The sequence below is a fragment of the Enhygromyxa salina genome, from assembly GCF_000737335.2.
GTDB lineage: Bacteria > Myxococcota_A > Polyangia > Nannocystales > Nannocystaceae > Plesiocystis > Plesiocystis salina_C.
On record NZ_JMCC02000049.1, the window covers coordinates 85,879 to 97,407 of the forward strand.

Genomic DNA, 11,529 nt, shown 5'->3' on the forward strand with positions numbered 1-11,529 from the left:
CGGCTTCACGCCTCCGTGTGACGAGCGACGGCCGCCCGCGAGCCAATGACCCCCAGCAGCGCGCCAAACCCAAGCGCCACGCCCATCTGAAGGGTCGTGAAGAAGTGCAGTGAGCCGGCGGCGAACATCAGGGCCATGCCGCGCTCGAGGAAGGGTCGGACCAGCTCGAAGGACAGCCACAGACACGCCAGCGCCAGCGCGGTCCCCAGCACCCCCTGCAGCACGCCCTCGATCAGGAACGGACCCCGCACGAAGCGAGCGGTGCCGCCGACCAGGCGCAAGATGTGGATCTCCGAGCGGCGCGCGAACACACCCAGGCGGATCGTGCTCCACACGATCGCCAGGCACGCCAGGCTGACCAGCGCCGCGACGCCGAACGCCAGCCAGCGCAGGGTCGTCATCATCCGCTCGACTTGCTGAACCCACGGACCGAGCACGGCGACCTCGTCGACGCCCTCCATGGCTTGCACGCGGGTCGCGAGGGCGTCGGCGAAGCCCGGCTCGACGCCGGCGATCAGCCCGAGCTCGATGCTGTCGGGCAGGTTGCTGGCGTCGACGCCCGCGAGCAGCTCGGCCCGCTCTTCATCGAGATCCGCGCCCTGGCCGAGCCCGGCCTGCAGCCGCCCCAGCGCCATCTCGGGGGTGACCCGGACCGCGCGCTCGACCTCGGGCAGCGCGGCGATCCGCTCGCGCAGCTCGGTCGCGACGGCCGCGTCGACGCCGGGCTGCATGTACACGGTCACCGGTGAGTCGACGCCAAGGTCATGGGCGACCTGCTGGGCGTTTTGGAAGATCAACATGGTCGTGCCGAGCAGCAGCATGCAGACGGCCATGGTCCCGATCGCGAGGAGCTGTACGAGCGGGCTCTGACCCATGCCGCGCAGGCCTCGGGAGAACGCGTAGGCGAACCCGTTGACGCCGCTCCACACGGGCACGCGGATCGGGTCGGCGCTGTGGCGCGCGGGGGCGAGCGGGAGCTCGTCGAGCTCGGCGGCTTCGGTGAGCTCGGTTGCGAGCTCGGATTCGGTGTTCGGCTCGCGTGCGAGCTCGGGCTCGGTGGTCGGCTCGGCTGCAGACTCGGCTGTGGGGTTCGGCTCGGTTGCGAGCTCAGGCTCGGCTGCGGCGTTCGGCTCGGTTGCAAACTCGAGCTCGGCTGCGGCGTTCGGCTCGGTTGCAAGCTCGAGCTCGGCGGAGCCAGCGACGTCGTCATCGAGCTCCGGCGCTGCGTCGAGCTCCGGCGCTGCGTCAGCGTCCTCCACGACCTTCCCCCGCAGCGTCTCCTCGGCCAGGAATCGCTCCTGCACCGTGTCTTCGGGGGCGGGGTCTTCATCGTCGAGCGCCCCCGCGTCGAGGGCCGGCAGCCCTGCCCCCGTGCGCGCCGCCTCGACCTCGATCACGTCGCTGGATTCGAGCAGCACGTTCTCGAAGTCGTCGTCCCACTCGTCGTCGTGCTCGTCGTGCTCGGCATGCTCGTCATGCTCGGCATGCTCGTCATCGAGGTCTTCGAGCTCGTGCAGCTCGAGCTCGTTCACCCACGCGCCAGGGAACAGCGAGATCGTCGCCTCGCGGGCCGGCTCGCTCGCGGGCGAGTCCGAGACCGCGATCTCGAGCCCCATCTCGATCTGGACCTGACGCTCGGTGGCTGGCATCACGCGACCTCGGCGACCTCGTCGCGATCTTCAGCTTGGGCCACTCGTTCGTCGCCAAGCTCGAGCTCGAGCTCGATCGAGAGCTGCTCGGCCGGGGCCGGCGCGAGCATCTCGTCGGTCAAGTCATCGACGAGCAACAACAGCTCGAAGCGCTCACCGGGCGGCGTCGGCTCGACCTGCCGATCGACCTCGTCAAAGGCCCGTTCGATGTCGGCGATCAGGGTGTCGTCGTGGAGCTCGAGGAGCTCGGAAATGATCAGTGCGGTCTTCATCAGGCCACCTCTCCTAGCTGGCTGGTTCCAACGAACAGCGGCTCGTCGGAGAATTCGTCGTCCTCGATCTCCGCTAGGAGGTCGAGCGGCTCACCGTGCTCGTCGAGCTCGGCGACAAAACTGGGTACGCGCTCGAGCACCCGGTCTTCGATCAACCGACCCATCTCCAGGTGCAGCACGCGGCTGGCGTTGGCGTGGTGATAGACGACGGGATCATGGGTAGCGAGCAAGATGGTCGTGCCGGCGGCGCGGATCAGCTCGAGCGAACGCAAGATATCGCGAGTCAACGCGGGGTCGAGGTTTCCGGTGGGCTCGTCGGCCAGCAAGATCGGCGGACGCCCCGCGAGCGCGCGGGCCAGCGCAACACGCTGCTGCTCGCCGCCAGACATGCAGCGAACCGGCTTGCGGCTGCGCGGATCAATCCCGACCCGAGACAGGGCCTCGCGGGCGCGGCTGACCACGTCGCGCCGACGCAGGCCAAGGACCTGGAGGGCGAGCCGAACGTTCTCGAGCGGCGTCGCCTCCGGGAGCAATTTGAAGTCTTGAAACACCGCGCCAAGATTGCGGCGCAGGTAGGGGATCGAGCCGCGGGTCAGGCGATGGACGTCGCGCCCGGCCACGCGGATCGTCCCGCGATCGGGCTGCTGCATGGCCATGACCAGCTGCAAGAGCGTGCTCTTGCCGGCCCCCGAGGGACCCATCAACAGCGCGAACTCGCCCTGCTCGATCCGCACGCTGACGTCGTGCAAGGCCGGTTGGGGGGCGTGGCCGTACGTCTTGGTCACGCGGTTGAGCTCGATGATCGCCGTCATGGTCCTTCACGCCGGTAGCATGGGCGATCGGGGCCGAGAAATTTTCGGGAAATCTCGCTGGGCGCGCGGGGCCGCGGACCTACCGTGGCTCGAGACCGGCGCCGGCCGCGTCAAAGATCTCTGCGACCGAATCTGCGAGCACGGGGTCGAGACCCGCCGCAGTGGCGGCGGCGTCGAGCAAGGACCGCGCGTGCGCGAGGTGTTCCCGCCGCAGCTCGACGTCATCGAGCAGATCGGCGAGCTCGACAAACTGAACCGCGATTCGCCGGGCACCCGCAAGGCTGCCGCGGCGCAGCGCCGCGTTGAAGGCCCGGACGCCGTCGACCGGATCGACCCGCACGTGCCCAGCTCGCTTGGCGGTGCCGACGAGGCGCGCCCACTCTCGCTCCGCGCGACTTGGGGGTGCAATGGCAAAGGCGGCGCTGCCCGGCGCGGCGACCCCATCGGACACGGCCATCGGGCCGCCGCGGGCCACGTATCCCCGGCTCGGCAGCTCGGTGCTGAAGCTACGGATCGTCCAGAGGTCGGGCGCGACCATGTAGACGCGAAGTCGAAACGAGGCCGGCAGGATCAGCACGGTCGGACGCCCGACCTCGCGCTCGAGCACCGTCCTGAACTGGTTGAGTCGCGCGAGGACCCCGGTGATCGCCGTGTCCCACCCGTGGCCGTCCCACAGCTCGACCCACAGCGCGCCGACCTCAGGCGCGGGTGCCTCGAGGAGCTCCCCTGGCAGCGCTTCGACGGCCTCACGGCTCGCGGGCGCGAACACCCGGAGCGTCCGTCCGCTCCTGGAACAGACCGCGTGAGCCCGCTGGCGCAGCTCGTCGACAACCGCCGCGTTGCTCGCGAACAACAAGATCAGCGTGAGCCCCTCGGGCCAGTCGATGTGCGGCTCGAGGGTTGCCCACAGCTCGTCGAGATCAGCGTTGGCCCGCCGACTCACGCGAGGCCAAGCTCCTCGCGCAGCAGCGGGTGGACGGCGTACCAGTCTTCGCCGTTGCGATAGTGCAGGACGTACTTGCCCTGTTGCAGCCGCGCGAAGTTTGGCAGTTGATCCAGGCTCGGCAACCCCGGCCGATGCTCATGCTCGATCCGACACAACCAGTCGCGATCGTTGTCGGCGATCGGCAGCATGTCGCGGCGCACGGCATCTTCTGCGCCCTCGATGACGGCGTCGGCGGCCGGGAGCCCCGAGCGTGCGGCCCCCACGACGGCGAGCCGCAGCATGCGGAAGAAATCACGAAGATCCCCGCCGGAGCTCTGCGCAACCCGACGCAGCTGCGCCTCAGTGAACAACTGATCGTGCCAGGGATAGCGCCGCGCAACGATCTTCAGCATGTTCTGGATCCCCGCGTCCGAAGGCTGCGGCGTCTCGCCTTGGCCGGGGCAGCACTCGTACACATGCACGCTGGGCAACGCGTAGATCCGGCCGCCAGCGTAGAGCGAGCCAAGCCCACCAGCCAGCGCTTGGAGATAGGGGGGGACCGTGTAAACCACGCTCATGCCTGTGAAGCGCAGCAGGTCGGCGTCTGAGGAGAACAATCGCTCGGCGCTCTGAAATACATCGTGGATGTCCTCTGCGCTGCCGACCCCGCGCAGGCGCTCGACCGAGTCGACGATCAACACCACCTTCTTTTCGGGCTCACCACGCTTGGCCCGAACGAGCTCGACGACCTCGAGCACAAACTCGCGGGCCTGCTCGACGAGCACCTGGACATGACCACGCGTGGATGCCTGGAGCGCCTCTTTGAAGCTTGGCGTGTGCTGCAGCGCGGCCTTGAGCTGCAACGGACCGGCGGGAAGTGAGGCGCCATCAAACTTCACCTCGGCCTGCAAGAAGCGCCAAGCTCGTGTGAAAAAGCTGGCTCCCCCAACCTCGACGCCGAAGCGCTCGCTGACTTTCTCAGATAGGGCCCCGAGCACGCTGATCAGAAAGTCTGTGACCTCGATGCGCTGCGTGAGCGCGAGGTACCGGTAGAGATCGACGTAGAACACCTCGCAGCCGAGCCCATCGAGGGTCTTTGCCAGGCGCATGAGCTCGGTGGTCTTGCCGGTCCCACGGTTGCCAGTGAACAGATAGGCGCCAGCGCTGACCGAAAAGTCGATCTGATCGGCGAGCTCGACGATCAAATCGCCGGACCCCGCTTCGCCATGAATACCTTCGATGTACAAGCCCGCTGGCTTCGCCTCGTCGTTGCCAAGCAGCTCATCGAGGCCGAAATTGATCGGCCGCTCGAAGTCGAGGGCGTTGTAGAAAGCTTTGGCCTTGGAGCGGAGATCGTCCATGGAGCGCGCCGGGATTCTAGCCCATTTCCCCGGGGCGCCCGATTTCGTCCGGCGCGGACTCCGTCGGCAAACCCGGGTCTACAGCTCGACCAAGGTCACGAACGCCGCAAGCAGACTCGCCTGCAGGTTCTGATCACGATCCAAGATCGCGTTGCCCTTGTAGCTCCCCGCGTGGATCTGATCGACCACCAACACCAAGCTGGTCGCCCCCGCCTCCGCGGTCCCGCGGACCGATCCCGGCGTCGAGATCCCCGTCCCCGTCCCGCTGGGGTCGGCGCCTGTGGTCTCGCCGGTCGCCACGACCCCTTCGGAGCCCGTCGTTGCAGGCGCCAAGCGCGAAGCAGATGGAGACCATGCGTCCAGCCGTGGCCCATGCACGCAGCCCCTGCTGTGGGCCGCAATGCCGCTTGCCCAAAATCTGCGAGCGTGTGACATCCCCCGGATGGCCGAGGCTGAACGCCGCGCTCGCTGGACGGTGCGAGAGTTGCTCACCTGGACGAGCGAGCGCTTCGCTAGCTTGGGCATCCCGGACGCGCGCGTCGACGCCGAACACCTGCTCGCCCACGCCCTGGGTTGCGCGCGCATTGAGCTGTACGTCCAGCACGATCGCCTGCTCGACGAGTCCGACCGCGCCGGGTTTCGCGAGCTCGTCCGCCGTCGCCTCGCCCGTGAGCCGGTCGCGTACATCGAGGGCACGCGGGGCTTTCACGCCCTCGACCTCGACCTCGCCGTTGACCGCCGCGCCCTGATCCCCCGGCCCGAGACCGAGCACCTCGTCGACTGGTTGCTCGAGTCCCTGCGACCGCCGCCCGCCCCCCTGATGCACGTGCTCGATGTCGGAACCGGCTCGGGCGCGATCGCGCTGGCCGTGGCCAAAGCGCGCTACGAAGTCCAGGTCACCGCCGTCGACATCTCCGCCGAGGCCCTCGCGCTGGCCCGCCACAACATCGAGCGGCTCGGCCTCGAGGACCGGGTGACCTGCGTTCAGTCTGATCTGCTCGAGGCCGTGGAGGTGCCCGAGCGCGGCCCGCAGCGCGGGTTTGATGCGATCGCCGCCAACTTGCCCTATATCCCCACCGTCGATCTCGACGGACTCGAGCCCGAGGTTCGGGTCTGGGAGCCAACCTCCGCGCTCGACGGCGGCCCCGATGGTCTGACCTTCGTGCGCCAGCTGATCAGCGCAGTCGTCGAGTGCTCCGCGCTGATCCCAGGCGGCCGCCTGCTGCTCGAGATCGGGGTTGGCCAGGCGGGGCAGGTCGAGTCGCTGCTGCGCGAGGCTGGCTTCTTGGATGTTCAGTCGCGCTCCGACTACGCCCGGATCCCGCGGGTCGTGTCGGGCGCCTGGCCGAGCGAGTAGCGAAAATCGCCAAAAAGTCGCTCGGATCGGGCGCGCGGCCTAGCGTGGGCGCGATGTCGCGTCTTCAGGACTGGTTTGTTCGTCGCCTCGCCTGCCCACAGCCCCGCCTGTTCGGCCGTCAGGCCTCACGAGCGCTGATCGCTGCGCTGGTGCTCAGTGGCGGCATCACCGGTCCTGGTTGTGCGGCCGGCGACGGCATGGTCGACAAGCTCTACGACTCGACCCGGGCCTACAACCGCTCGCTGCGGTGGGGCGACTGGGATCGGGCGGTCGAGCACATCCCCGCCGAGTCGGCGAACGCCTTCATGGAGGCGCACGAAGCCGTGGAAGACCGCCTGGTCGTCATCGACTACGAGATGACCCGGATGGAGGTCGACAAGACCAATGGCATCGCAATTTCGCAGGTCGAGATCAGCTGGCACACCGAAAACGAGCTGGTCGTCCGCTCCACCAAGGTCAACCACCTGTGGCAGTGGCACGAGGGCAGGTGGGTCCTCGTCGACGAGCGCCGCGACGGCGGCAAGCCGCTGGCGATCTTCGCGGAGATCGAGGACGGAGAGAACCACCCCTACCTCCCCGGCCTCCAAGCTTTCCGCGAGGAGAACGCGATCGGGATGGACGACGCCGAGAAGCGCAAGCGAGACCGGGCCAAGCGCAAGGCGGACAAGGCGAACGCCGTGGATCCCACCGACAAGTACTCGCTCGAGAAGCTTCAGAGCATGCCCGTCGAGCAGCGGCCCGCCAGCTTCAACTAGCAGCCCGTTGTGCAGTACATCGCGGCTCCTCGCGCCGGTATTTTCGTCGAGGGCGCGAAGCCAACCGTCACTCATGGCAGCTGTGGCGTGAGGCATTGCACCACGGGCCCGGCATACTGCGAGTGCCGACCGACAACGGCAGGAGCGGCCCCAGATGTGCCTGGCGTCGTGAATTCAAACTGATCGGCGCTCTAGACGAGCGGGTCACATGGGTGGGTCGGAGTGACCCAGTCCCAAGCCACGAATGCCGTCCGCGAGCGGGCGAGAACTCTCGCCCGCGCTGAAACCCGCCCCGCAATCCGATTGCCCGATTTTCGCGATGTTCACGGTGCAAGCAGGCCCCACAGCAGATAGGATGAGGCCCACGTCGCTCGGACCTCGCCCGCACCTGGCGGCTCTCCGAGATGCGGCGCCGATCGCCCCACGCACGATGCTGCCCGCCATCAACTCGAGCATGACGAGCGTGCTCATCGAGCACCCCACCACGGTGGCCGATCGTCCCCGTGTTGGATGGCCTGATCGATGGCCTGTTCGATCGCCTGATCGATCGCCTTATCGATCGCCGGTTCGATGGTCTGGTCACGAGCGGAGCGGACACTCCACCCACGGACCGTGGAGCGCCATCACCACCAGCCATCGCCATCGTGCAGTCTTCGTGTCTTTGACCACCAACGGATCGCTACCGCGAATCTGTGGGCCGGTTTCCACAGGAGCAACCTGAAGGCTGTGGCCGACTCTCGCCTCACTCAGCCACGCGATCTGATCGGGGATATCCACGCGCAACAGCGGCGCAAGCTGTTTCGTCGGGTGGCCCTGGGTGTCGCGGTGTTCGTGATGCTGCTGTTGATCGCGGTCGCGCTGAAGTTTCTGGCGGACCGCCGCCACCGTGACGGGTGCCTGGCGGACGCCACCCAAGGCTTCGCGCTGGGGACCTCGGCGGAGCTGGTGATCGTTGCGACCAAGCTCGAGACCTGCATCGGCGAGCACCCCAATGATCCGCTCTTGCATGGCTCGCTGGCGTTGACCCGGGCCCAGCTGCTGGCGGAATTTGGCGAGTCCGATCCAGAGGCCCACGACACCGTGGCCGCCCTCGACGCGCTGGAGTTCCCCACCCACGACGGCGAGCTCGCCCGGGTCATGCTCGACCTCGACGACGGCAACCTGGACGCGGCGCGTGACCGCCTGCCCACGGTCGCCGACATGGACAGCACCCACAGCATCGCGCCGAACCACGAGGTCTGGGTTGGCGGCATGCTGGCGATCGCCGACCCAGAGGCCAACCTCGACGACGCGATCGACACGATCACCGCGACCCTGGAAGAGGACGGCTCGATCTCGATCCGCCGGTTGCTCGCAACCTTGCACATGCACGCCGGTGACGCCGCGCCCGCGCTGGCCCAGCTCGTCGACGCCCGCGCGCGCAGCCAGACCCACCTTGGCCTGGCCGCCGACGAGGCGCTCTACAACGCGCTGCTTCGCCAAAAGCTGGCGGGCGTGGCCGACGTCGCAGATCAGCTGCTGGGCGGCGGCTTCGAGATCGCCCAGCGCGACCGCGCCCACGCGCTGCTGGCCCGCGGGGTCGTGCGGGTCCAGTCCGGTGAGATCGAAGCGGGCATGGAGCTCGTCGATCAGGCCTGGGTCATGCTGCCGGGCTGGGACAAGCTCTCGCGCACGCTGGCGCTCGAGATGGCGATGGAGGGCGGCGACGGAGCCCGCGCGCGCAAGTGGATCGACGAGGCCGGCCTGCGGGCGTCCGAGTCCGAGATCTACGAGGCGTGGGTCAAGCTCGTCGAGGGCGACGTCATGTCGGCGCTCGAAGATCTCGCCAAGCTCCCGCAAGAGCACCCTCGGGTCGCGCTCTTGCAGGGCCTCGCGCTGGTCGAGCAAAACCGCTTCGTCGAGGCCCAGCCTTGGCTGGATCGGGCCGACAAGCTGCTCCCCGGCCGGGTCGACGTCGAGGTTGGCCGCGCCCGCGTGGAGGTGCACACCGGTGACCCCGAGGCCGCGCGGCGCAAGCTCGACGCGCTGACCCGAGAAGAGCCGTTCGCCCCGCGCGCGTGGACGGGCCTCGGTGAAGCCAACATCGCGGTCGCCTATCGCGACTCCGAAAAGACCAAGTCCAGCAAGCCCGACGCTACCGCGCTCCGCGAGGCTCGCCGCGCGTTCAAGAAGGCTGTCGAGCTCGAGCGCATGCCCTCCGAGGCCTACCTGCACCTCGCGGAGCTGACCGACATCAAGCGCCGCGAAGATCCCAAGCTGGTGACCGAGGTGCTCGATCTGTTCGCCAAGGCGGTCGCGGCCAACCCCAAGCTGCCGCGCTACGCCGAGCGCGAGGCCCTGTATCTGGCCGAGCTCAACTTCCGCGCCCAAGCAACGGCCAAGCTCGAGGCCGTGCTCGACCGCCCGGGGATCAGCGCCGAGGTCCCGCTCGCGCTGGCCCAGCTGGGGCTGCGACAGATCGAGTTTGGCGACGCGGACGAGCTCCCGGCCAAGTTCGACGCGTGGCTCGAGCAGGCAAAGACCCGTGGTGGCGTGCCAGCGCGCACGCTCGATCTGCTGGCGGCGCGGGCCCTGCTCGCGCGGGCCCAACCGCAAGAGGCTCTCGCCAAGCTCGAGCCCCTGCTCGCGGCCAACGAGCTCGACCTCGACGCGCGGATCTACCTCGTCCACGCCCACATGGATCTGCGTGACCGCGACACCGCGCTCGCGGTCGTCAAGCGTGGGCTCGGGGTCCTGCCCGACGAGGTCAAGGGCCGCCTGTACTTCGAGTGGGCCGGCGTCATGGCGCGCGGAGGCAAGCGTCGCCCAGCCGCCAACTACGCGAACAACGGGTGGAAGAAGCTCGCCAAACAATCGGACGTCTCGGTCGCCGAGTACTTGCTGCTCGCCGAAGACGCGATCCGCCTGCTCAACCGCGACAACCAGCCCAAGCCAGCGGCCGCGATCGGCCGCGAGATCACCGAGCTGGTGCCGTTTCACAGCGACGCCTGGGTGATCCGGGCCGACGCGGAGATGCGCACCAACCGGGGCAGCGACGCCAAGGCCAGCGCCGAGAAGGCCGTTGAGCTCGACGACGACAGCGCCCGCGCCCACGAGGTGCTGGCCCAGGTGTGGCTGCGCTTCGGCTACAAAGATCGCGCGAAAGAGTCGTTCGAGCGGGCGCTGGAGCTCGCCAAGGACACGCCGCGCGAGAAAGAAATCAAGAAGAGCCTGGCCAGCGTCGGTTAGAGTCAGCTCCCATGGACTCCCGACTCAAGGGGCTGACCGTACTGATCACTGGGGCCTCGGGCGGCATCGGCGAGGCGCTGGCGCACGAGTTCGCTGACGAGGGCGCGAACTTGGTGCTGCATGGCAACAGCCGGGCGGACAAGCTCGAGGATCTCGTTGGGCTCGAAGGCTGGGGTGATCGGGCGCTAGTTGGGACGGCGGATCTGCGCAAGCCAGAGGCGCTCGACGAACTGTTCGAGCAGGGGCGCAGCCGGTTTGGGCGGATTGACGTGGTCGTTGCCAACGCGGGGATCTGGCCGCCCGAGGACAAGCCGCTGCACGAGCTCTCGGTCGAGCGGATCCGCGAGGTCATCGAGGTGAACCTGGTGGGGACGATCTTCACGTGTCGCAGCTTCGCGGCCCAGCTGGCTGCGTATGGGCCGCGGGCGGACGGGCGCGGGGCGAGCGTGTGCTTGATCGGGTCTACGGCGGGGCGCTTTGGCGAGGCGAATCACCTGGAGTACGCGGTCAGCAAGGCGGGACTGCATGGGTTGATGCGCTCGCTGAAGAACGAACTGGTGAGCTTGGATCCGTGGGCGCGGGTGAACTTGGTCGAGCCGGGGTGGACGGTGACGCCGATGGCGGAGGCGGCGCTGGCGGAGGAAGGGACGGTGGATCGGGTGTGCGCGACGATGGCGCTGCGGCAGCTGGCTCGGCCGGTGGATGTGGCGCGGGCGGTGGTGTTCTTGAGTTCGCCGGCGCTGGCTCGGCATGTTTCTGGGGAGGTGATCTCGGTGGCGGGGGGTATGGAGGGGCGGCGGCTTTGGGATTCGGGGGAGGTTGATCCGATGGTGGTGCGATCTCGGTTGGAGGGGGATTGAGGATTGATGGATTGAGGATTGATGGATTGAGGATGAGCATTGATTGGTTGTTTGCGGGGATCTGCGTGTCCGACGGGGCAACGCGCACTGGCTGCAGACGACCCCAACCCGGCTACGGTCTACTCCAGTTTCGTGACCCCGCTTCCTTTCGTTTCTTCTCATTGGCCCGACCTTGCTTCTCTTCGCTAGTCTCCACGTGCGTAGATACGCCGGGTTGGGGCCGTCTGCGGCCTTGCGTGCGCTCGTACCCGTTCGGGGGGGTGACTCCGCTCTGGGGCGGTGGGGGGCCCGAAGTCGGGGGGGGAAGTCG

Annotated in this window: 10 protein-coding genes; 4 read left to right on the forward strand and 6 right to left on the reverse strand. The window is 68.1% G+C overall.

All coding sequences use genetic code 11. The features are described from left to right. Positions 1-5: 5 nt before the first annotated feature. From DB30_RS19855 to DB30_RS19880, 6 genes are all read right to left on the reverse strand, one after another. Positions 6-1,649, reverse strand: a complete 1,644-nt coding sequence (locus tag DB30_RS19855; RefSeq protein WP_052551297.1) for a cell division protein FtsX — start codon at positions 1,647-1,649, stop codon at positions 6-8. Further along, positions 1,649-1,921, reverse strand: coding sequence for a hypothetical protein (locus DB30_RS19860; protein WP_052551298.1), 273 nt, complete (start codon positions 1,919-1,921; stop codon positions 1,649-1,651). The genes DB30_RS19855 and DB30_RS19860 overlap by 1 nt, the downstream gene beginning before the upstream one ends. Beyond that, positions 1,921-2,733 carry a cell division ATP-binding protein FtsE gene (locus DB30_RS19865; protein ID WP_052551300.1) on the reverse strand — a complete coding sequence of 271 codons (813 nt, stop codon included), beginning with the start codon at positions 2,731-2,733 and terminating at the stop codon, positions 1,921-1,923. Before DB30_RS19865 ends, DB30_RS19860 begins: the two co-directional genes overlap by 1 nt. Positions 2,734-2,812: 79 nt before the next feature. Further along, positions 2,813-3,676 carry a hypothetical protein gene (locus DB30_RS19870; RefSeq protein ID WP_052551303.1) on the reverse strand — a complete coding sequence of 288 codons (864 nt, stop codon included), beginning with the start codon at positions 3,674-3,676 and terminating at the stop codon, positions 2,813-2,815. After that, positions 3,673-5,019 (reverse strand): P-loop NTPase family protein, encoded by a 1,347-nt coding sequence (locus tag DB30_RS19875; protein ID WP_052551306.1) that lies wholly within the window; start codon positions 5,017-5,019, stop codon positions 3,673-3,675. Before DB30_RS19875 ends, DB30_RS19870 begins: the two co-directional genes overlap by 4 nt. A 78-nt stretch (positions 5,020-5,097) precedes the next feature. Beyond that, positions 5,098-5,352, reverse strand: a complete 255-nt coding sequence (locus tag DB30_RS19880; RefSeq protein ID WP_146659727.1) for a hypothetical protein — start codon at positions 5,350-5,352, stop codon at positions 5,098-5,100. A 109-nt stretch (positions 5,353-5,461) separates the two neighbouring features. Here DB30_RS19880 and prmC point away from each other — a divergent pair, with 109 nt between their 5' ends. From prmC to DB30_RS19900, 4 genes are all read left to right on the forward strand, one after another. Beyond that, on the forward strand, positions 5,462-6,376 hold the full coding sequence (gene prmC / locus DB30_RS19885) for a peptide chain release factor N(5)-glutamine methyltransferase (protein WP_052551309.1): 915 nt from the start codon (positions 5,462-5,464) through the stop codon (positions 6,374-6,376). Between the two features lie 53 nt (positions 6,377-6,429). Continuing rightward, a complete protein-coding gene (locus DB30_RS19890; protein ID WP_052551311.1) occupies positions 6,430-7,131 on the forward strand; it encodes a hypothetical protein in 702 nt (233 codons plus the stop codon). 726 nt (positions 7,132-7,857) lie between these two features. Continuing rightward, positions 7,858-10,359, forward strand: coding sequence for a tetratricopeptide repeat protein (locus DB30_RS19895; RefSeq protein WP_052551315.1), 2,502 nt, complete (start codon positions 7,858-7,860; stop codon positions 10,357-10,359). Between the two features lie 11 nt (positions 10,360-10,370). Next, the gene (locus DB30_RS19900) at positions 10,371-11,219 is read left to right on the forward strand and encodes an SDR family NAD(P)-dependent oxidoreductase (protein WP_052551317.1); all 849 of its coding nucleotides are present in this window, start codon (positions 10,371-10,373) and stop codon (positions 11,217-11,219) included. Positions 11,220-11,529: the final 310 nt, after the last annotated feature.

Coding starts and splice junctions, on each gene's coding strand:
- prmC (WP_052551309.1), top strand. CDS start 5,462: ATGGCCGAGGCTGAACGCCGCGCTCGCTGGACGGTGCGAGAGTTGCTC.
- DB30_RS19855 (WP_052551297.1), bottom strand. CDS start 1,649: ATGCCAGCCACCGAGCGTCAGGTCCAGATCGAGATGGGGCTCGAGATC.
- DB30_RS19860 (WP_052551298.1), bottom strand. CDS start 1,921: ATGAAGACCGCACTGATCATTTCCGAGCTCCTCGAGCTCCACGACGAC.
- DB30_RS19890 (WP_052551311.1), top strand. CDS start 6,430: ATGTCGCGTCTTCAGGACTGGTTTGTTCGTCGCCTCGCCTGCCCACAG.
- DB30_RS19875 (WP_052551306.1), bottom strand. CDS start 5,019: ATGGACGATCTCCGCTCCAAGGCCAAAGCTTTCTACAACGCCCTCGAC.
- DB30_RS19900 (WP_052551317.1), top strand. CDS start 10,371: ATGGACTCCCGACTCAAGGGGCTGACCGTACTGATCACTGGGGCCTCG.
- DB30_RS19865 (WP_052551300.1), bottom strand. CDS start 2,733: ATGACGGCGATCATCGAGCTCAACCGCGTGACCAAGACGTACGGCCAC.